Source organism: Pantoea sp. E956-1, from assembly GCF_982223955.1.
In genome coordinates this window covers 1319879-1339309 of sequence record NZ_CEUYZP010000001.1, presented here as the reverse complement: position 1 = coordinate 1339309, position 19431 = coordinate 1319879, and the positions used below count along the sequence as shown (strand labels likewise).

The following is a 19431-nucleotide window of genomic DNA, read 5'->3' as shown; positions in this document are numbered from 1 at the left end:
CCGGATATGTTTGAAAGTCGTACCGCCGAGCGCGCCGCTCGCGGAGTCAGAAAAGTTAAACTCGCACTGCTCGGGCCCGCTTTTATCGCCGCTATCGGCTATATCGATCCGGGCAACTTTGCGACCAACATCCAGGCTGGCGCTGCTTACGGCTACAAATTGCTGTGGGTGGTGGTATGGGCCAACATTATGGCTATGCTGATTCAGCTGATGTCAGCCAAGCTGGGTATCGCTACCGGCAAAAACCTCGCTGAGCACATTCGCGATCGTTTTCCCCGGCCCGCCGTCTGGTTTTACTGGGTGCAGGCGGAAATTATCGCGATGGCCACTGACCTGGCGGAATTTATCGGTGCCGCGCTGGGGTTCAAACTGCTGCTCGGCATTTCATTGATGCAGGGCGCAGTGCTGACCGGCATCGCCACGTTCCTGATATTGATGTTACAGAGCCGGGGGCAAAAGCCGCTGGAGCTGGTGATTGGCGGACTGCTGCTGTTTGTGGCAGCGGCCTATATCGTCGAACTGTTCTTCTCCCAGCCCAATGTCAAAGAGCTGGTGATCGGCATGGCGCTGCCTGCGTTACCGACGTCGGATGCTGTATTCCTGGCGGCGGGTGTGCTGGGTGCGACCATTATGCCGCATGTCATTTATCTGCACTCGGCACTGACGCAGGGCAAAAGTGAGGACAGCAAAGGTCAGCGTTACTCCTCAACCAAACTGGATGTGGCGATTGCCATGACCATCGCCGGATTTGTTAACCTGGCAATGATGGCGACTGCCGCAGCGGCGTTTCACTTCAGCGGCCACAGTAAAATCGCTGAACTCGATCAAGCCTATCTGACGCTGCAACCGCTGTTAGGCCAGGCGGCGGCAATAGTGTTTGGTCTGAGCCTGGTGGCCGCCGGATTATCCTCAACGGTAGTCGGTACGCTGGCGGGGCAGGTGGTGATGCAGGGCTTTATCCACTTCCATATTCCCCTCTGGGTGCGCCGAACCGTCACCATGCTGCCCTCCTTTATTGTCATCTGGGCAGGCTGGGACCCGACAAGGGTTCTGGTAATGAGTCAGGTGCTGCTGAGTTTCGGTATTGCGCTGGCGTTGATTCCGCTGCTCTCCTTTACCGGCAACCGCGAGCTGATGGGCGATGATATGGTTAACTCGCGTCTGATGCAGAACACCGGACGACTGATCGTACTGCTGGTGATTGCGCTGAATCTTTACCTGCTGGTGGGTGAAGCGCTGGGGCTGTAACGGTTGTGGTAAACAAGAAAACGCCCGGTTCTGCCGGGCATTTTCTCGTTGGCAACGTCTGGCCAGGTTCGCTGTGATACCGAGCCAGCGCAGGAAACACGGTCAGATCGGAAAGACGCAAAATCCGTCATCCATGACATGCTCGGCCCGCGCCGTCCTGGCGCGGGACGCTTTCCTCTTCTGACCGTGTTCCCTGCGCGTTGAGTTTATGCGTTGCGGCCAGAATCACACTGATTGAAGTCTTTGTGTTGTCTGAAACGCCCGGTTCTGCCGGGCGTTTTTTATTAATGGCGATCGTGTCCGTGATGGTCTGGGCCGCGATGGTCAGGACCACGACGGTCATGATGATCCCAGCCACGATCACGATCGCGGCGATACTGATGTTCCCAGCGACGCTCGCGGTCGCGCTCATGCCAGCGGCGTTCGCGCTCCCACTGCTGCTGACGACGCCACTCTTCGTGTCGCCACCAGCGGCGTTCATTGTAAGAATAGCGGTCGTTCCACCAGCGCGGTTCACGCCAGCGACCACCATCCCAGTAATAGCCACGGCGATCGCGATCGCCAAGATTCAGAGTGACGCCGGGGGCCAGAGTAATAGAGGCACTGGAGGCCTGGGCTGTGTGGTGTGCCAGCGGCGACAACAGGGCCAGCAGGGCAGCAAAAATAAGGGCTCTTTTCATTTTCTTCTCCTCATCAACAGTCTGATGCTGTTGCGGCGCAGCGAGTATGCCTGCGTATTGCTGTTGTTACCGCATCATTGTGTCGGAAGATTGTGAGGAAATTGGGGAGAGAAAGGGGTTTGAGACTATTCTGGCGCAGAGACGCCCGGCCTCAGCCGGGCGCTAAAACCGTTACAGTAGCGCCGCGTCAATCGCAGCTAACTCGCTGTCGCTGAACTGACGGCGAGCGAGCATCGCCACCGCGTCATCGATCTGGGCCGTTTTACTGGCCCCAATCAGCACTGAAGTCACACGCTCATCGCGCAGCACCCATGCCAGCGCCATCTGCGCCAGCTTCTGTTCGCGCTGCTGCGCAATAGCATTAAGCTTGCGGACCTTCTCCATCTTCTCGTCCGTCAGCTGGTTCTCATTCAGGAACTTGCTGCCGCTGGCCGCGCGCGAATCTTCCGGGATGCCCTGCAGATAACGATCGGTGAGCACGCCGCCTGCCAGCGGAGAGAAGGCGATACAGCCGACACCCGCATCGCCCAGCGTCTGAATCAAGCCCTGCTCAGGTGTGCGTTCAAACATCGAATAGCGCGGCTGGTGAATCAGACAAGGGGTGCCGAGATCGCGCAGGATAGCTATCGCTTCGGCGGCGAGATCGGTCGGATAGTTAGAAAGGGCAGCGTAAAGCGCTTTGCCCTGGCGCACCACATGATCCAGCGCGCGCATCGTCTCTTCCAGCGGTGTGTCCGGATCGGGACGGTGATGATAGAAAATGTCCACATATTCCAGCCCCATTCGCTTCAGGCTCTGATCCAGACTGGCGACCAGATATTTACGCGAGCCCCAATCCCCATAAGGCCCCTGCCACATGGTATAGCCCGCTTTAGTGGAGATAATCAGTTCATCACGATGGGCACGAAAATCTTCCCGCAGAATACGCCCGAAGTTCTCTTCTGCTGAGCCAAGCGGGGGGCCGTAATTGTTGGCTAAGTCGAAGTGCGTGATGCCAAGGTCAAACGCATGACGCAGCAGCTCACGGCTGTTATCGACCCGGGTACTGTCACCAAAGTTATGCCACAGTCCCAGCGAAATGGCGGGCAGTTTGATGCCGCTGCGGCCGCTGCGGCGATATTCCATCTGTTGATAGCGATCGGGATGAGGGAAAAGGGACATTCAGCGCTCCTGGGTAAAAACGGGGATATGTGCCAAAAGTCTATCAGTGTATACGGTTACACTTAGTGACAGCGCGCTGCAATTCGCATTTTTACAGAATATTCCGCCAGCGTAACGTCGACTTTCCAGCCATTGCGGCTGGCGAAAATAGCGGTACTCCTCGCTAATTTCACCCGCTGTCAGATACTTAACCCGACTCTTCCCTGAAAGGAACACGCAATGTCCACGTTCACTGTTGGAGATTACCTGCTGACCCGTCTGCAGGAGATTGGTGTAAAGCATCTGTTTGGCGTGCCGGGCGACTATAACCTGCAATTTCTTGACCACGTCATTGCCCATCCGGCCATCAGCTGGGTAGGCTGCGCTAATGAGCTTAACGCAGCCTATGCGGCAGACGGTTATGCACGCTGCAACGGTGCGGGAGCGCTATTGACCACGTTTGGTGTGGGCGAGCTCAGCGCGATTAATGGCATTGCGGGCAGTTATGCCGAGTATCTGCCGGTGATCCATATCGTTGGCGCGCCTGCGACGCAGGCTCAGTTGCAGGGGGATTGTGTTCATCATTCGCTGGGCGATGGCGATTTCCAGCATTTTATTCGCATGGCCACAGAAGTCAGTGCGGCAACGGCACAGCTTACCGCCGACAACGCCACGGCTGAAATCGATCGGGTTATTATCAGTGCGCTGCAGGCTCGTCGTCCCGGCTATTTGTCGCTGGCTGTCGACGTGGCGGTCATGGAGGTGCAGCCACCCGCGCAACCCCTGAACAGTCATCAACTCTCTTCGCCCGCTGCGCGCCGCGCTTTCAGTGAAGCGGCAGAACGTTTGCTGGCACCGGCACAGCGGGTTTCGCTGCTGGCCGATTTTCTTGCGCTGCGCTGGCAGCAACAGTCCGCCCTGGCCGCGCTGCGTGAACAGCGTGCGATTCCCTGTGCCAGCCTGCTGATGGGCAAAGGGGTACTGGATGAACAGCAGCCGGGTTACGTCGGTACCTATGCCGGTGAGGCCAGCGCAGGGCAGGTGTGCGAACAGATTGAGCAGGTGGATGTGGCGATCTGCGTCGGGGTGCGATTCACCGACACCATTACTGCAGGCTTCACGCAGCAGTTTACCCCTGAGCGACTAATTGATCTGCAACCCTTCAGCGCCAGCGTGGGCGGTGAAAATTTTGCGCAGTTGTCGATGGCGGATGCGCTGAGCGAGCTGCTGCCGCTGTTTGAACGCTATGGCCGGCAGTGGCAGCCTGCCGCCACGCCGCCCGCCGCGCAATCTGCAGAACCGGCGGCAGTGATCAGTCAGCAGGCGTTCTGGCAGGCGATGCAGGCATTTCTGCAACCCGGTGACCTTATTCTGGCCGAGCAGGGGACTGCCGCCTTTGGCGCCGCTGCGTTAAGATTGCCCTCGCAGGCGCAACTGGTGGTTCAGCCATTATGGGGATCAATCGGCTATACTCTTCCGGCAGCGTTCGGCGCGCAGACCGCCGATCCTGATCGCCGGGTTATCCTGATCATCGGGGACGGTTCGGCGCAGCTGACAATTCAGGAACTGGGTTCGATGCTGCGCGACCAGCAGCGGCTGATACTCTTTTTGCTGAATAATGAAGGCTATACCGTCGAACGGGCGATTCATGGCGCAACACAACGTTACAATGATATTGCCCAGTGGAACTGGACGGCCCTACCGCACGCTCTTAGCCTGCAGGGCCAGGCGCAGAGCTGGCGTATCAGTGAAACGGTGCAGTTAGAGGACGTGATGGTGCGACTCTCAGAGCCGAAATGGCTCTCTCTGGTTGAAGTCGTCATGCAGAAAGAGGATTTGCCGCCACTGCTGCGAAAAGTCACCGCCTGCCTGAATCAACGCAACGGCGGCTAAGATTCAGATAGTTGCCGCTGTGCAGGGTGGACTATCGCGGTTAGGCTGTAGCACACCTGAGTAAGACGCTCACCAATCGCACCGGTGAGCGTTGTTGTTTTATGGGCAGAATTTTATAGTGTCCTCCAACTCTTAAGACCCCAAGCGGAGCAACAGAAGAATGACAACCTATGCCTTGGTCGGCGATGTCGGCGGTACTAACGCACGCCTCGCCCTGTGTGAGGTGGAAAGCGGCAGCATCACCCAGGCCAAAACATTCTCAACATCAGAATACGACAGCCTCGAAGCCGTCATCCGCCACTATCTTGATGAACAACAGCAGGACGTTAAAGATGGCTGTATTGCCATTGCCTGCCCGATTACCGATGACTGGGTTGAAATGACCAACCATGACTGGGCGTTTTCTACGCGCAAGCTCAAAGAGAACATCGGTTTTGAACACCTGGAAATCATTAACGACTTCACTGCGGTATCTATGGCGATCCCGATGCTGACTGCCGAAAACGTGATTCAGTTTGGCGGTGCAGAGCCGGTCAAAGATAAACCTATCGCGATTTATGGTGCCGGCACCGGATTAGGCGTCAGCCATCTGGTGCATGTGGACAAGCGCTGGGTCAGCCTGCCAGGTGAGGGCGGTCATGTTGATTTCGCTGCCAACAGCGAAGAAGAAGATCAGATCCTGGAAGTGCTGCGCGAAGAACTGGGCCATGTTTCAGCGGAACGTGTGCTGTCAGGTGCCGGTCTGGTTAACCTCTATCGTGCGATTGTTAAAGTGGATAATCGCGTGCCGGAAAATCTGAAGCCCAAAGATGTCAGCCAGCGTGCGCTGGATGACAGCTGTACCGACTGCCGTCGTGCGCTGTCAATGTTCTGCGTCATCATGGGCCGTTTCGGCGGCAACCTGGCGCTGAATCTCGGCACCTTTGGTGGTGTCTATATTGCCGGCGGCATCGTGCCACGCTTCCTGGAGTTCTTTAAGTCGTCGGGTTTCCGTGCGGCGTTTGAAGATAAAGGCCGCTTCCGCGACTATGTTGCCAGCATCCCGGTTTATATGATTACGCACGACCAGCCTGGCCTGCTGGGCGCGGGCGCGCATCTGCGCCAGACGCTGGGTCGCGAAATCTGATTCTGCTTTACCTCGCGCGCACTGCCATTCTGTGCGCGAGCGATTTTCCCGATCTGCCTGCTTCAGTGGGGCAGGATCGGGAAAACCCATCCGGACTTTTTGCCGCGACTCTCCTGCTTCGCTACACCCTTGCCTGAACCGGTCTTTAACCGTACTGGGCTACAGGCGCATCAGCTGTCGAAACTGCTTTACCTTACTGCGGCTGACCGGCACCTGAAACTCCAGATCGCGCAGCTTCAGCAGATAGGTGTTGTTAAACCACGGCTCGATTTCACGAATCTTGCTGAGGCTGACGCAGAAAGAGCGGTGGCAGCGGAAAAATTGCTGCTCCGGCAGGCGTGAACAGAACTCGGTAATATTCATCGACATTACGTAGGATTCGCGCCGGGTATACACAAACGTCAGCTTCTCATGCGCCTCAATGTAATAAATATCATTCACGTCAGTGACGATAATGCGCTCATCTTTGATCAGGTTGACCGTCTGCGGCGCGGGCGTGGCAGTGAGATGGCTGATCGCCTGCTGCGCCTGCGCTGTGGCTTCAAGCTTGTTCAGCATGGTGACAATTCGCGACTCCTGATAGGGCTTGAGAATGTAGTCAAACGCTTCCAGCTCAAACGCTTCCACCGCATGCTCTTTCCACGCGGTAATAAACACAATCAGTGGCTTATGGGCAAACTGATGGATATTCTGTGCCAGCAGCATGCCATCCAGTGAGGGGATGTTGATGTCGAGGAAAATCACATCAACCCGATGCTGTTGCAGGTACTTCAGCACGTCCAGACCATCGTCAAAACAGGCTTCAATCTCGATTTTGCTGTGATGCTGAATCATCCAGCTCAGCTCCTGCTGCGCCAGGAATTCATCTTCCACAATAATGGCTTTCATAACAGATTCTCCGCCAGGCGCTGGCCATTCTTACTCAGCGTAAAGGAAATCTCGGTGCCCGGCTGATGCCGCACGATATTCAATCCCTGACCCGACAAAAGTTTTACCCGATGATGCACATTGAGCAGGCCGATTTTATTACCGGGCATCTCATTGCGCGCCACCCGTGCTATCACTTCGTCACTGATGCCCTGGCCGGTATCCCGCACCGAGATCCGCACCTGATCGCCCAGATCCCGGACGCTCAGCGTCACCACGCCTTTGCCTTTACAGGGCTGGATGCCATGGACAATGGCATTCTCCACCAGAGGCTGGATCAGCAGACTCGGCAGCAGAAAATGGAGATCCTCATCGACGTCATAGATCATCGTCAGCTTATCGCCAAACCGGGCCTGCTCGATGGCGATGTAATCTTTCACCTGCCACAGCTCTTTACGGATGTCGATTAGCTCATCGTCGTTCAGTTCCAGGTTATAGCGCAGATAGCGTGACAGGTTGATCACCAGCTGGCGGGCGGTATCGGGATTGAGCCGGATAGAAGAGGAGATAGCATTCAGGGCGTTGAACAGGAAATGAGGATTTATTTTACTTTGCAGCGCGCGGAGTTCCGCTTTATTAGCCATCTCGCGCAGCTGCTCGGCACGCGACACTTCAAGCTGGGTTGAGATGATTTGTGACAGGCCAATCGCCATCTCCTTCAGCGAGCCGGTAATACGGTGTGCGCGCCGATAGTAGATTTTCAGCGTGCCGGTGACTTTGCCTTTCTCCCACAGCGGGATCACGATCATGGAGTGAATATCTTTGGTGCGGTGCGCTTCATCGTTGTTCTTAATGATAATTTTACCACTGGCGATCGACTGCGCCGTGGTGGGGCTGATGCCATCATCCCCATGTTTATAGTTGTGTTCGCCATAGCCGACGTAGGCCAGAATCTGTTTTTTATCGGTCATCGCCACTGCATCGGCTTTGATCTCCCGCCGGATAATGTCACAGATGTTGCGCAGCGAGTCGCTGTTCACCTGACGAAACAGCGGCAGAGTTTTATTGGCGATCTCCAGCGCCAGCTTGGCCTGGCGGGCGGCAATCGCCTCTTTCTCCCCCTCGACGCTCTGCACCAGCAGCACAATGATACCGATACTGGAGGCACCAAGGATCATCGGCAGGGCAATTTCCGACACAATCGCCAGTCCGAGTGAGGTGGGGCGCGCCCACACAACAATCAACACCATCGTCAGGGCTTCACAGAGCATGCCGCCGACGATTCCGGCACGCCAGCGGTGCTCTTTCAGTACCCGGCGATTAATACCGCCCGCGACGATACCGGCAATGATGCTGGTAATCAGGCAGGGCACGGAGGTTACGCCGTGAATATCGATCAGAAAACGGTGCAGACCGGCAATAACCCCGGTGGCGATACCGACCCACGGACCAAACAGTATGCCACCCGCCATCACGGCGATGACCCGCACATTCAGCAGTGAACCATCGACATCGACACCCGACCAGGTACTGAACAGCGCAAACAGGGAAAAGATGGCAGTTACCGCCACTTTCTCCGCACGGGTGTGTTCATCTTTTTGCAGCAGCTGACGAAACGGGTGAGTACGCGTCAGGAAGAACAGGCAGATCAGCATCAGGGCGGCGCGGTCAAATACTGCCAGTAACATCGTGAAGTGGGAGGACACAGGCGACTCGTCGGCAATGGAAAGTGCCTCTATGATAAAAAATGTGATCGCGAACCGCTAGCGTCCCGATCAATCACGGCGGGAGTGAGTGTTTCAGATCAATTTTTACGACATATCTGCAAAAAGAGGAAAGGTTGAGTGCATTAAAGGGGAACAGTTTTTCGCCCTGCCAGGGCTGGTCGCTAAGGTGCCGTTTTGCTATGTTGCGCGATGGGGTGCGCCAGTGACTGCTGGAAAACCGCACCCATCGGGAGCAGCAGATGCAACTTGTCACCGCCAGATTAACCCTGAGTAAATTACAGCCAGAAGACTGGCAACTGTTTCGTGCCGTCCATGAAGATCGCGACACCATGACCTGGGTGAGCGAAGTCCCCGATGAAGCGGATATCCGCCAGCGCTTCACCGAGCGTCTGGCCCCCTGGCAGGCGAGCAGTTTTCATATGCTCTGCCTGGTGGCGCGACGTCGTGACAGCGGAGAGCCGATTGGCCTGTTTGGCTGCAGCCCCGAATGGGAGCCATACCGTCAGGCGGAGGTGGGCTATATGCTACTGCATCGCCACTGCGGTCAGGGATATGGCAGCGAAGCCCTGGCGGCGCTGTGTCAGTTTTTGCTTGAGGCCGATTTCCACAAACTCAAAGCGATGGTGATTGAAGGTAACTGGGCGTCACGCCATATTCTGGAGAAAAACGGCTTTCAGCTGGAGGGCACGCTACGGGATAATTATCTGCTGAACGGCTGCTGGGTGAACGATTGGCTGCTGGGCCGGCTGAATCCGCAAAAATAAAAATATTTTCCGCCACCCTCGACAAATTGATCCTCGCCACGTTATGTTCGTAACGGGTCACCACAGTGACCCGCGTCGCTCGGACGGTCCGGGCGCTTACGTAATCCAGAGGACATCATGGCTGATAACAGCATACCCCGTCGTTTCTCACGTATCGAACGCTTACCCCCTTACGTTTTCAACATCACCGCTGAACTGAAGATGGCTGCGCGACGGCGCGGCGAAGATATCATCGACTTTTCGATGGGCAACCCGGATGGCCCGACTCCGCCGCACATCGTCGAAAAGTTATGCCAGGTGGCACAGCGTGACGATACCCACGGTTATTCCACCTCGCGCGGTATTCCGCGCCTGCGCCGGGCGATCTCGCGCTGGTACGCCGATCGCTATCAGGTTGAGATCGATCCTGAATCAGAGGCGATTGTCACCATCGGTTCCAAAGAAGGCCTGGCGCACCTGATGCTGGCGACGCTGGATCACGGTGATACCGTGCTGGTGCCCAATCCCAGCTATCCGATTCATATCTACGGTGCGGTAATTGCCGGGGCGCAGGTGCGCTCGGTGCCGCTGGTGGCGGGTGTCGACTTCTTCAATGAGCTGGAACGCGCCATCCGTGAGAGCTATCCCAAGCCAAAAATGATGATCCTCGGCTTCCCGTCCAACCCCACCGCACAGTGTGTGGAGCTCGACTTTTTCGAACGGGTGATTGCGCTGGCGAAGCAGTACAACGTGCTGGTGATCCACGATCTGGCCTATGCCGATATCGTCTACGATGGCTGGAAAGCGCCATCGATTATGCAGGTGCCGGGCGCGCGTGATGTCGCCGTGGAATTCTTTACCCTGTCAAAAAGCTACAACATGGCGGGCTGGCGCATCGGTTTCATGGTGGGCAACAAAGAGCTGGTCGCCGCGCTGGCGCGAATCAAAAGTTATCATGACTACGGCACCTTTACGCCACTGCAGGTGGCGGCGATTGCGGCGCTGGAAGGGGATCAACAGTGCGTGCGCGATATCGCAGAGCAGTACAAACGCCGCCGTGATGTGCTGGTCAAAGGATTGCATGAAGCGGGCTGGATGGTGGATAACCCGAAAGCCTCGATGTACGTCTGGGCAAAAATACCGGACCATTACGCACATCTGGGATCGCTGGAGTTCGCTAAGCAACTGTTGCAGGAGGCGAAAGTCTGTGTCTCGCCCGGTATCGGGTTTGGCGACTATGGTGACACGCACGTGCGTTTTGCGCTGATAGAGAACAGCGATCGTATTCGTCAGGCGGTACGGGGAATCAAAGCGATGTTTCGTGCCGATGGCATATTGCCAGGCAGCATGAAAATGGAAGAAGAGAGATAATAGCCAACAGGGGCGACTCAAGGGTCGCCCCGTGGCGGCACTGTCACGCCATTACTTCAGCAGCAGAACAAAGGTTCCGAACCAAAGTAACGCGAAAAAAGATATTCCCATCAAGGCATATTTCACAAAGCAACTCCTCTGAGCGGTTACGATGATGGCGATCCCAAACCAGTGCAACGCGAACAGATGTGGAAAAGAGATCGCCAATTACAATAATGGTCTGCTCTTTTCCGGGTTGATCTGAATAACTCAGAACAGGATCGAGCGCTAATTTACGCGTAATCTTCCCCAAATGAAATAGGTCCGTTCTGAGATATTGCTCACAATTTTACGGCACTTCGATTTCAGGGATCGCCGACATGCCTACACGTAATTGAGCCAGATGCTGTTGGTCGCCATCCAGCACAATTTTCACCGGCAGACGTTGAACGACTTTAGTGTAGTTGCCGGTGGCGTTATCGGGAGAGATCGCCGAAAAAGTTGCGCCGGTGGCCGGTGCGATGCTGTCCACATGACCGGTAAAGGTCTCGCCCGGCAGGGCGTCCACCCGGATCCGCACCCGCTGGCCGGGACGCACATCGCTTAACTGCGTCTCAAGATAGTTAGCGGTTATGTAGGTTTGCTGCAGTGGCACCACCGCCAGCAGACGCGTGCCGGCTGATACGTACGCGCCGGTCCGCACCGAGCGCTGACCCACCATGCCGTCAACAGGCGCAGTAATGCGGGTGTAGGAGAGATTCAGCCTGGCCTGATCGACGCTGGCCTTCGCCGCTGCAACGTCCGCTTCTGCTGAACGCACCGCCGCCTGTAGCACTCCCACCTGTTTTACTGCTGACGCCAGCGCGGCCTGACTCTGATGCACGGCTGCCAGCGCCGAGCGCTGGTTTGAGCTGGCTTTCTGCTGATCGTCGGCTGCCACGGTACCGCTTTTATAGAGACGGTTATAACGATCGGCGCTCTGACCGGCATACTGTGCAGAGGCTTCGCTGGCCGCGACGCTGGCTTTCTGCTGATCAATCACTGACTGCTGCTGCTCCAGCTGTGCCTGGCTGCTCAGCAGTTTCGCCTGGCTCACCTGCAGGTCAGCCTCCGCACTCTCCAGCGCCACACGATAGTCACGATCGTCCAGCGTCGCCAGCAGCTGACCCGCTTTGACATGCTGATTATCCTGCACCTGTACGTGGCTGATGTAGCCCGAGACTTTCGGTGCCACAAGGGTGTAGTCCGCATTGACGTAAGCGTCGTTGGTGCGGTGATCGTTGCCGGTTATCAGTGACCAGACCACAAAAGCGATGGCCAGTAACACCAGCAGCAACAGACTCAGCAGCAGGGTTCTTTTCATTTCGAAAGCACGCATATTCAGTTATTCCGGGAAGGGTTTTGAATCAAAGTTTGAGGCGGCCACACCCGTTTTGGCAGGATGGCGGTAAGCAGTAACAGGCAGGCGGCAAAGCCGGTCAGCATCAGCCAGCTGTCGCTCAGGCCAAGGATCGTGGCCTGATGCCTGACCAGAGTGGCGAATCCGCTGAGATTATCGGCGGCGCTGATGCTGCCATCCGGCAACAGCGGCAAGCTGCTGCTGGCCTGACTGGCTGTCGGCGCTGTCATCAGCCAGCTGCGACTGGATGCCTGATTAATCAGCACACTGGAGTGAAACTGCTCACGGTGCGAAAGGAAAACCTCAACCAGCGTAGAGGCAGCGATGCTGGAAAAGCCGCGCACCGTATTAAACATCGCCGAGGCAAACGGGCCTTCTGGTGGGGCCACAACGCTGGTGGCGCTCATCAGTATCGGCAGAATGATCATCGGTTGTCCGAACGCCTGCAGGATCTGCAGCAGCCAGAAATTCTGTCTTGCCCAGTCACTGGTGATCTGTGTGCCCAGCAGGCAGGAGGTCACCAGCAGGCCAACGCCCGCCGTCAGCATCCAGCGGCAGTCGATCCAGCGGATATTCAGCAGGGCCGCAATCAGCGGCGCGATCAGCAGTTGCGGCAAGCCTACTGCCAGCGCCAGCGGGGCAAACTCAAGGGTGCGAAAGCCGCTGACCTGAGCAAAATAGGCCGAAGGCAGCGCGGAGCCTGAAAGCCCAAGGATGAGTACGCAGGCCAGCCCCAGCAAGCCGTGCGCCAGATTTGGCCGTCGGAGCATCTGCAATTTAAACAGCGGCAGCGGGTGAAACCACTCATTAATCAGGAAAACCAGCAGCAGCGGCAGCGCGGTGAGCAACATACCGGTAATCAGTGGCGAGTTCAGCCAGTCGAGGCGCTCACCCTGGGTCAGCACCAGAATCAGCAGCGCAACACCACTGCAGCCGGTCACCATGCCGAACAGGTCGATCTGCTGAAAGCGTTCCGGGCGCAGCGGATCCTGGGGCAATCCCCATCCTGTCAGCAGCATAGCGATCAGCATCAACGGCACGACCTGCCAGAACACCATCATCCAGCTGACGTGATCGGTCCACAACGAGGCCAGCGAGGCCGCCATATTGGCGCCAAACGTCGCGGTCAGGGCATAGCCCGCCAGGCCAAAAAGTTTAAAGGGCGGAGGCAGAAAGCGCAGGGCGACCGTCATCAGCATTGGCGGTAAGGCGCCGCCAAACAGGCCCTGCAATACGCGCAGGCTGATAAACAGCGTCGGATCCCGCACCAGCGGCAGCAGAATGCCGGTCAGCATAAACCCCGCCGACACGCCTAGCGTAAAACGCCGTAGCGACAGGGTGACGGCAAACCAGGGCGCAATCATCATGGCGGCTACTTCTGCCGCCTGATAGCCAGAGATAATCCAGCTACCCTGATCGTAACTGATGCCGATCGCGGCACGGATATCGGCCAGCGCGATATCACTGACGCGATCGTTCAGCCCGGAGGTCAGGGCGGCGATAAGCACGCCGACTAATCCCAGTGCCAGTCGCAGTGTAAAAGGATGAGGGGCCGGCGCGGTGGCAGGCTTAGCGTTCATTGCAGGCGATCTCGTTATTATGATGCAGTGTACTGCGATGTGATACAGGTCGTAATATTACATCCCGGTATACTGTATTGCAATGTGGTACAGGCTGTAAAAAGTGCGGCATTCGCGCTACAGTAAGGCAGCTCAAACAGGACGACGCTATGGCACATCAACCCTCCAGCCGCGAGGATGAAAAAACGGGCGGTATACAGGTCATCGCCCGTGCGGCAAAAATTCTTAATGCGCTTGGCGAACAGCCCGGCGGCATGAGCCTCGGTGAGATCGCTCAGGCGGTAGAACTGCCGCGCTCAACGGTGCAGCGTATTGTTGCCGCGCTCGACAGTGCAGAGCTGGTGCGCAGCAGTGGGGCGGGCGGACTGCGTCTGGGGCCGGCGCTGTTAAAACTGATCTCCAGCGTACATACCGATGTGGTCGATCTGGTCAGTCCGCTGCTGGAAAAACTCTCTTCCGATACCAATGAAACCGTCTCGCTGGCGCGCGCCAGCGGCAGCCAGCTGGCGATTATTCACCACGTGGTGGCGTCGCGTGAGCTTCGGGTGGTTCCGCATATGGGACTCAATCTGCCGCTCTACAGCACCTCCGGGGGACGGGCGTTGCTGGCGCTGGAGTGTGAAAAAGATGTACGGACGATCGTCGGCGACGCCTGGCAGGAGTTAACCGATATGACGGTGAAAACGCTGCCTCAGTTGCTGCAACTTATCAGGGAAGTGCGCGAAACCGGTATCGCCGTGGATCGTGGTGAAACGCTGGAAGGTATCTCTACTATGGCGTTTGCGCTGGATACGCTGTTTGGTCGCTTTTCTGTCTCTTTGCTGGTGCCCTCTGCACGTTTTCTGCGACACGAAGCCCGTTTTCGTGACGAGATGCTGAAGTGTAAAGAGGCACTGGTGCGTGAAATCGGCAAAGTCGCCGCGATAGAAGGATAAGCATTCGATGAAAACCCTGCTGATGGCCATTGATCACTCTCCGGTAGCGGAAAAAGTGGTTGCCTTAACCATTGAAGAAGCGCTGGCGCATCGCGCCGAGGTGGTCGTGCTGTGCTGCGTCGATCCCGCTTACTCCTCCTGTAATCAGCCAATGGAAATCGATGCGGGTGAAGATCCGGCCGATTTTGTGGCAGCGCAGGATGAGCAGAATACGGCGGAAATGGTGGTGCGCCATGCACTGGCTCCGTTACTGCGCGCGGGCATTAATGCGCGGGGCATGATTCTGGCGGGTGATGCGGCAGAGACTATCGTTGCCCAGTCGCAACAGCTTAAGGCCAGCATGATTATTATGGGACGTCGCCATCTCTCCTCTTTGAATCGGCTGTTAAAAGGCTCGGTCAGCGCATCCGTTATTGAGCGCGCTCACTGTCCTGTGCTGATCGATGTGCGTAAGGATTAATCCCGCCGCATGAATGCTCTGCTTTTTATTACGCTGGCCGCGTTTGCGCTGCTGGCACTGATTGTAATTGTACTGATCAAAACCACCCGGCTGCGTTTGTGGCAGGGGCTGATCATCTTTCTGCTGCCCCTGATACTGGCGAACCTGCTCTGGTTCAGCTGGGTTGCGCCGCATCAGTTGCAGGCCAGTCAGCGTGAGCAGGCGGTAAATCAACTGGCAAAGATGCCCGGTTATCGGGTGCTGCAGACTCAGGAACCGGCGTTATGGCTGTTGCTGACCCAGGAGCTGACCCGGCGCATCCGTGCGGGGGAGCCAGCTGAGAAGGCGACGGGGGAGTTACGTGGCTGGCTGATTGAGGTGATTAATCAGCGGCTGATGCGCGGAACGGACGCGGCGGTCGTCAACTATATCAGCGTCTCGGTTGAAGAGATGCGGGCGCTGAACCAAATCGATCCGGGCCTCTGCTTCCGTTATCTCTATCCGCAGGTGAGTGGTGGCATCAATTTGCTGACCACGCTGCCGCCGTCGCTGAATCGCAAAGAGGCGGATGCCATGGAGCAGCTGCTGCTGAACAGTCCATTTCCGGATCAGCCACTGGATAAGACGCAGGCGCAGGATGATCTGCAAAAGATTGTCGCCCGGCTCTATCAGCAGTGGGGGGATAAGCTGCAGCAGCTGAATATGCCTGCCGACACGGCGGTTGATCGCTCATCGTTGTGTGCCATGTCGATTGACCTCTACAGTGCGATTCTGGCATTACCTGACAAGCGCGCCGCTAACCTGTTACGTAGAATGATTGCACTGACGGGCCAGTAAGCGGCAGCGGAGCAGCGGAATGGCGGGCGAAAAAAAGCCCGCTAAGCGCGGGCAGGGAAGAGAGGAACAGATTTTTATTTTTGGCATTTCTTGGTGTGGTGCAGTCTTCGTTTTGTCTGAATGCATCTTGTCACGCCGTGCATGATAGTGATAGCCGTTTAATCGTATTACATTAATCGGTAAAAGCTTCTCAAGTTTTGAACTTTCGCGCATTAATCCTATGGATGCGCGGCATGCTGCGTCATAAACTGCGCGGCAACGTGAGGATAACTAAATGAAAAAACTAATGACCAGCGCACTGGCGCTGATTTTGCTGAGTGGATGTACTGCCAGCAAACCCGGGGCATTTGAACGTGTAGATGAAGATCCAGGCTCAAATACCGTGCAGTACCGTTTTGACCCGGTAAAGGTCAATCGTGATGCAATGAATATTGATCTGGCGAATTACTGCCGTAATAAAGGCTTTGATAAAGTCGAGGCGCTGCCAGCGCAGGAGAGTCATATTCCGGGACTGCAGAAAGCGTGGTTCCAGTGTAATTATGCTGTGAAAAGCTAAATAAAACGGGCGGGATAATTATCCCGCCCTTAAAGTGTAATGCTTTTATTTTATGCTGTGTGACATCTTTGCCCGTTAGCGGCGATGGTGATCGCCATGATACCCACCGTGATAACCTCCATAATAGCCTCCATGATATCCGCCGCCACCCCCGCGGTGCCAGCCATTGTCGTGTCTGGGGCTGATGATACAACCACTTAATAAGGTCATCAGCGCAACCACCGAAGCGACTTTAATTAATCTCTTCATCGGAAGCTTCTCCTCTTTTCCAATGACTATGACACTACGCTGGAAAAGTGGAGTGAAGATGCAGCCTTTGTAGAGTTATTTAAGAAGATATGACGGAATATTTCAGAGTGCTGCGTTTTGCAGCGGAGAATAATAAAGAAATAAGAATGAACTGAATAGTAAATACTATCAAAGAGAATAGTCTCAAAATCAAGCGAAAATAATTCTCATTTGAAAGTTTTTACAACTACATTATTAGCATGTCAGTTCAATGGGAGAAAAACATGGCGCATGACGTTAAAAATATTCTGGCTTTACAGGCTGAACTGGGCGAATGCCCGCTCTGGTCAGTGGAAGAACAGGTGCTGTACTGTGTCGATATTCTGGCACCCGCCATTCACCGTTTTGATCCGGTCAGCGGTGAACTGCAAACCTTCCCGCAGGCGGAAGAGGTGGGATGTATCGGTCTGCGTGAGCAGGGTGGTCTGATAGCGGCATTGCGGGGCGGTGTCTGGCTGCTGGATGCGCAGGGTAAGCCAGAGAAAAAGATCGCAGAGAATCCCGGTGTGGCTGCGCAAAGCCGATTTAATGATGGCCGCGTCGATCCCTGGGGGAATTTCTGGTGCGGCAGCCTGTGGGAACCGCAGGACAAAAATGGCGGGCTGTTGTGCCGCGTGACGCCTGACCTGAAGCTGGAGGTCAAAGCGCGCGACATTAAAATATCCAACGGTCTGGCCTTTTCTCCCGACCGGCGCTGGATGTATCACAGTGACACGCCGAATGAAGCGCTCTATCGCTATCCATTAAATGCGCAGGGCGAACCGGGCGAACGCACTCTGTTCCGCCGTTTCGACGCGAAAGGGGGATTGCCGGATGGTGCCGCAGTGGATAGCGAAGGATTTTACTGGTCCGCACAGTTTGATGGCGGACGCGTAGTTCGCATCGATCCCCAGAGCAGCGAAATCGTCGATGAGATCCTGCTGCCGGTGAAGTGGCCAACCATGGTGGCCTTTGGTGGCGCCGATCTTAAAACGCTGTTTATTACCAGTTCACGGGAAGATCGCACTGAAGAGGAGCTGGCGCGCTATCCGCAGTCAGGCGATATCTTTGCGGTGAACGTCTCTGTGGCGGGCATGGCAGAGCCGCAATTTCGCGGCTAAACGTGAACGGGCCGCTCTGGCGCGGCCCGTCGTGATGGTTAATGACGTTGCAATACAGGTGTTGCTGTAACAGAACGCTGTGGTAAGCGGATGGTGAGTGACAGGAACAGGGAGATGACCAGCAGCGTCATAATCAGGCTGAAGGTGACGGTGAACCCGCCAAACAGCGAGGCGACCAGTGAGCCCAGCACGCTACCGATACCAAAGCCGAGATAGAGCAGACCATAGTTTTTTGTCAGGTTGTTGAGGCCGAAAAAGTCACTGACCAGCGACGGGAATACCGTGATGGTACCGCCAAAGCTGAAGGCTACACAGGCGAGTGACAGGAAGAAGGTGATCTCATTCATCCGGGTAAACAGCAGCACGCTCATCCCGATCAGCGACACGATTTGCGCCAGTGAAATCACCCGGATGCGCATCATTTTGTCAGACAGTATACCCAGCACCAGACGGCCACTCAGGTTGGCAATGGCAATCACCGTTACCGCACTGGCAGCAGTCTGCGTAGTCAGATGCACCAGCCCTTCGCCGATATCTTTGGCAACGCCTATCACATAGAGACCGCTCATGCAGGCTGTCAGAAACATCAGCGCCAGCATCCAGTACTGTGGCAGACGCACCGACTGTGCCAGCGTGTAATCCCGCGCATGTTGCTGACCATTCGTGCTGCTCCCGGTATCCTGAAGGGGGGCTTCACGCATCAGCAGTGCACCGAGGATAATCATCGACATCGCGAGCACGCCCCAGATCATAAAGGTCTGCTCCAGACCCACCGTCGCCAGCAGCGCCCCGCAGATAAATTTGAATCCCAGACTGCCAAGACCGTAAGCGCCAATCGCACAGGCAGAGATCATCCCTTTGCGCTCCGGAAACCACTTCACGCAGTTTGAGAGCGTCATCAGGTAACCTGCGCCATCGGCCAGACCCACCAGCAGCCCGGCGCTGAAATAGAGCATCATCAGATTATTAGCCTGCGCGGTAAGCCAGAAACCCAGCGCCATCAGCACACCCGCCCCGATAGTGACGCGGCGTACGCCAAAACGTTCCTGTAATTTACCGGCCAGCGAGGAGGCAATAGCCAGCCCCAGGCTCAGCAGACCAAACGAAAAAGCGACCTGACTGACCGTCGCATCCAGCTTCTGTGACAGCTGGCCGTTGAACAAACTCCATGTGTAGACTGACCCCAGTGCGAACTGAGTGATTACCGTTCCGAACAATGTAAGCCAGCGAGCACGCTGGTAAGAAGCCTGTTGAGTCTGGTTCATTATTTTTCTCTCCCGTCCGGGAATCTGGAAACTGCGGTCAGAATAAAGCAGTAATTCGCGCGCGTGAGCAGTAAAGGCATGAACGGAACGGATCGGGGAATGAAATGCCATTCAGGCGGTATGAATGGCATCGGGAAGGGTTGGCGACGTCGCGTCAAAAGTAAGCAAAGCGGCAACTTAATAAGTAAGCGTAATTAGCCGTAAGATAATGTTTCAATAAGATGATTCTGTGAGCAGGTTTCCAGATTATTTGCCAGG

Annotated in this window: 19 protein-coding genes; 10 read left to right on the top strand and 9 right to left on the bottom strand. The window is 56.0% G+C overall.

What is annotated here, in order from left to right:
• Positions 1-6 precede the first annotated feature (6 nt).
• Complete coding sequence (locus tag AC0T7J_RS06385) at positions 7-1248, top strand: Nramp family divalent metal transporter (RefSeq protein ID WP_473792924.1); 1242 nt, start codon at positions 7-9, stop codon at positions 1246-1248.
• A gap of 284 nt (positions 1249-1532) precedes the next feature.
• Here the strand turns inward: AC0T7J_RS06385 and AC0T7J_RS06380 are convergent, their stop codons facing one another.
• Together AC0T7J_RS06380 and mgrA are read right to left on the bottom strand one after the other, a co-directional pair.
• Entirely contained in the window at positions 1533-1928 is a 396-nt protein-coding gene (locus AC0T7J_RS06380; RefSeq protein ID WP_010257849.1) for a DUF2502 domain-containing protein, read from the bottom strand.
• Between the two features lie 171 nt (positions 1929-2099).
• A complete protein-coding gene (gene mgrA, locus AC0T7J_RS06375) occupies positions 2100-3089 on the bottom strand; it encodes an L-glyceraldehyde 3-phosphate reductase (protein ID WP_473792922.1) in 990 nt (329 codons plus the stop codon).
• Positions 3090-3308: 219 nt separating this feature from the next.
• Here mgrA and ipdC point away from each other — a divergent pair, with 219 nt between their 5' ends.
• Both ipdC and glk read left to right on the top strand, forming a co-directional pair.
• A complete protein-coding gene (gene ipdC / locus AC0T7J_RS06370; protein WP_473792921.1) occupies positions 3309-4961 on the top strand; it encodes an indolepyruvate decarboxylase in 1653 nt (550 codons plus the stop codon).
• 160 nt (positions 4962-5121) lie between these two features.
• On the top strand, positions 5122-6087 hold the full coding sequence (gene glk, locus AC0T7J_RS06365; protein ID WP_473792919.1) for a glucokinase: 966 nt from the start codon (positions 5122-5124) through the stop codon (positions 6085-6087).
• 159 nt (positions 6088-6246) lie between these two features.
• Here the strand turns inward: glk and AC0T7J_RS06360 are convergent, their stop codons facing one another.
• Together AC0T7J_RS06360 and AC0T7J_RS06355 are read right to left on the bottom strand one after the other, a co-directional pair.
• A complete protein-coding gene (locus AC0T7J_RS06360; RefSeq protein ID WP_473792917.1) occupies positions 6247-6975 on the bottom strand; it encodes a LytR/AlgR family response regulator transcription factor in 729 nt (242 codons plus the stop codon).
• Positions 6972-8642 (bottom strand): LytS/YhcK type 5TM receptor domain-containing protein, encoded by a 1671-nt coding sequence (locus AC0T7J_RS06355; protein ID WP_473793195.1) that lies wholly within the window; start codon positions 8640-8642, stop codon positions 6972-6974. The genes AC0T7J_RS06360 and AC0T7J_RS06355 overlap by 4 nt, the downstream gene beginning before the upstream one ends.
• A 278-nt stretch (positions 8643-8920) precedes the next feature.
• Here AC0T7J_RS06355 and AC0T7J_RS06350 point away from each other — a divergent pair, with 278 nt between their 5' ends.
• Together AC0T7J_RS06350 and alaC are read left to right on the top strand one after the other, a co-directional pair.
• The gene (locus AC0T7J_RS06350) at positions 8921-9445 is read left to right on the top strand and encodes a GNAT family N-acetyltransferase (RefSeq protein WP_473792915.1); all 525 of its coding nucleotides are present in this window, start codon (positions 8921-8923) and stop codon (positions 9443-9445) included.
• Positions 9446-9562: 117 nt separating this feature from the next.
• The gene (alaC, locus tag AC0T7J_RS06345) at positions 9563-10795 is read left to right on the top strand and encodes an alanine transaminase (protein WP_473792913.1); all 1233 of its coding nucleotides are present in this window, start codon (positions 9563-9565) and stop codon (positions 10793-10795) included.
• Positions 10796-10846: 51 nt separating this feature from the next.
• Here alaC and ypdK read toward each other — a convergent pair whose 3' ends face one another.
• The 3 genes from ypdK to AC0T7J_RS06330 form a co-directional block, all read right to left on the bottom strand.
• The gene (ypdK, locus tag AC0T7J_RS06340; RefSeq protein ID WP_099257831.1) at positions 10847-10921 is read right to left on the bottom strand and encodes a membrane protein YpdK; all 75 of its coding nucleotides are present in this window, start codon (positions 10919-10921) and stop codon (positions 10847-10849) included.
• Between the two features lie 202 nt (positions 10922-11123).
• Entirely contained in the window at positions 11124-12152 is a 1029-nt protein-coding gene (locus AC0T7J_RS06335) for an HlyD family secretion protein (protein WP_473792911.1), read from the bottom strand.
• A 2-nt stretch (positions 12153-12154) separates the two neighbouring features.
• Positions 12155-13753, bottom strand: a complete 1599-nt coding sequence (locus AC0T7J_RS06330) for an MFS transporter (protein ID WP_473792910.1) — start codon at positions 13751-13753, stop codon at positions 12155-12157.
• A 149-nt stretch (positions 13754-13902) separates the two neighbouring features.
• Between AC0T7J_RS06330 and AC0T7J_RS06325 the strand changes: the two genes are divergently transcribed.
• The 4 genes from AC0T7J_RS06325 (at position 13903) to AC0T7J_RS06310 (ending at position 16520) form a co-directional block, all read left to right on the top strand.
• The gene (locus tag AC0T7J_RS06325) at positions 13903-14688 is read left to right on the top strand and encodes an IclR family transcriptional regulator (RefSeq protein ID WP_010257875.1); all 786 of its coding nucleotides are present in this window, start codon (positions 13903-13905) and stop codon (positions 14686-14688) included.
• A gap of 7 nt (positions 14689-14695) precedes the next feature.
• Positions 14696-15148 carry a universal stress protein gene (locus AC0T7J_RS06320; RefSeq protein WP_473792907.1) on the top strand — a complete coding sequence of 151 codons (453 nt, stop codon included), beginning with the start codon at positions 14696-14698 and terminating at the stop codon, positions 15146-15148.
• Positions 15149-15157: 9 nt separating this feature from the next.
• Entirely contained in the window at positions 15158-15964 is an 807-nt protein-coding gene (locus AC0T7J_RS06315; protein WP_473792905.1) for a hypothetical protein, read from the top strand.
• A 274-nt stretch (positions 15965-16238) separates the two neighbouring features.
• A complete protein-coding gene (locus AC0T7J_RS06310) occupies positions 16239-16520 on the top strand; it encodes a hypothetical protein (protein WP_473792903.1) in 282 nt (93 codons plus the stop codon).
• Positions 16521-16595: 75 nt separating this feature from the next.
• Here AC0T7J_RS06310 and AC0T7J_RS06305 read toward each other — a convergent pair whose 3' ends face one another.
• Complete coding sequence (locus AC0T7J_RS06305) at positions 16596-16769, bottom strand: hypothetical protein (protein WP_473792901.1); 174 nt, start codon at positions 16767-16769, stop codon at positions 16596-16598.
• A 263-nt stretch (positions 16770-17032) separates the two neighbouring features.
• Between AC0T7J_RS06305 and AC0T7J_RS06300 the strand changes: the two genes are divergently transcribed.
• Positions 17033-17908, top strand: coding sequence for an SMP-30/gluconolactonase/LRE family protein (locus tag AC0T7J_RS06300; protein WP_473792899.1), 876 nt, complete (start codon positions 17033-17035; stop codon positions 17906-17908).
• Between the two features lie 38 nt (positions 17909-17946).
• Here AC0T7J_RS06300 and AC0T7J_RS06295 read toward each other — a convergent pair whose 3' ends face one another.
• Positions 17947-19173, bottom strand: a complete 1227-nt coding sequence (locus AC0T7J_RS06295; protein ID WP_473792897.1) for an L-lactate MFS transporter — start codon at positions 19171-19173, stop codon at positions 17947-17949.
• Positions 19174-19431: the final 258 nt, after the last annotated feature.

What these genes read in the sequence shown, in the direction of transcription:
- AC0T7J_RS06385 (WP_473792924.1), top strand. Translation starts at nt 7, where the DNA reads ATGTTTGAAAGTCGTACCGCCGAGCGCGCCGCTCGCGGAGTCAGAAAA.
- AC0T7J_RS06380 (WP_010257849.1), bottom strand. Translation starts at nt 1,928, where the DNA reads ATGAAAAGAGCCCTTATTTTTGCTGCCCTGCTGGCCCTGTTGTCGCCG.
- mgrA (WP_473792922.1), bottom strand. Translation starts at nt 3,089, where the DNA reads ATGTCCCTTTTCCCTCATCCCGATCGCTATCAACAGATGGAATATCGC.
- ipdC (WP_473792921.1), top strand. Translation starts at nt 3,309, where the DNA reads ATGTCCACGTTCACTGTTGGAGATTACCTGCTGACCCGTCTGCAGGAG.
- glk (WP_473792919.1), top strand. Translation starts at nt 5,122, where the DNA reads ATGACAACCTATGCCTTGGTCGGCGATGTCGGCGGTACTAACGCACGC.
- AC0T7J_RS06360 (WP_473792917.1), bottom strand. Translation starts at nt 6,975, where the DNA reads ATGAAAGCCATTATTGTGGAAGATGAATTCCTGGCGCAGCAGGAGCTG.
- AC0T7J_RS06355 (WP_473793195.1), bottom strand. Translation starts at nt 8,642, where the DNA reads ATGTTACTGGCAGTATTTGACCGCGCCGCCCTGATGCTGATCTGCCTG.
- AC0T7J_RS06350 (WP_473792915.1), top strand. Translation starts at nt 8,921, where the DNA reads ATGCAACTTGTCACCGCCAGATTAACCCTGAGTAAATTACAGCCAGAA.
- alaC (WP_473792913.1), top strand. Translation starts at nt 9,563, where the DNA reads ATGGCTGATAACAGCATACCCCGTCGTTTCTCACGTATCGAACGCTTA.
- AC0T7J_RS06335 (WP_473792911.1), bottom strand. Translation starts at nt 12,152, where the DNA reads ATGCGTGCTTTCGAAATGAAAAGAACCCTGCTGCTGAGTCTGTTGCTG.
- AC0T7J_RS06330 (WP_473792910.1), bottom strand. Translation starts at nt 13,753, where the DNA reads ATGAACGCTAAGCCTGCCACCGCGCCGGCCCCTCATCCTTTTACACTG.
- AC0T7J_RS06325 (WP_010257875.1), top strand. Translation starts at nt 13,903, where the DNA reads ATGGCACATCAACCCTCCAGCCGCGAGGATGAAAAAACGGGCGGTATA.
- AC0T7J_RS06320 (WP_473792907.1), top strand. Translation starts at nt 14,696, where the DNA reads ATGAAAACCCTGCTGATGGCCATTGATCACTCTCCGGTAGCGGAAAAA.
- AC0T7J_RS06315 (WP_473792905.1), top strand. Translation starts at nt 15,158, where the DNA reads ATGAATGCTCTGCTTTTTATTACGCTGGCCGCGTTTGCGCTGCTGGCA.
- AC0T7J_RS06310 (WP_473792903.1), top strand. Translation starts at nt 16,239, where the DNA reads ATGAAAAAACTAATGACCAGCGCACTGGCGCTGATTTTGCTGAGTGGA.
- AC0T7J_RS06305 (WP_473792901.1), bottom strand. Translation starts at nt 16,769, where the DNA reads ATGAAGAGATTAATTAAAGTCGCTTCGGTGGTTGCGCTGATGACCTTA.
- AC0T7J_RS06300 (WP_473792899.1), top strand. Translation starts at nt 17,033, where the DNA reads ATGGCGCATGACGTTAAAAATATTCTGGCTTTACAGGCTGAACTGGGC.
- AC0T7J_RS06295 (WP_473792897.1), bottom strand. Translation starts at nt 19,173, where the DNA reads ATGAACCAGACTCAACAGGCTTCTTACCAGCGTGCTCGCTGGCTTACA.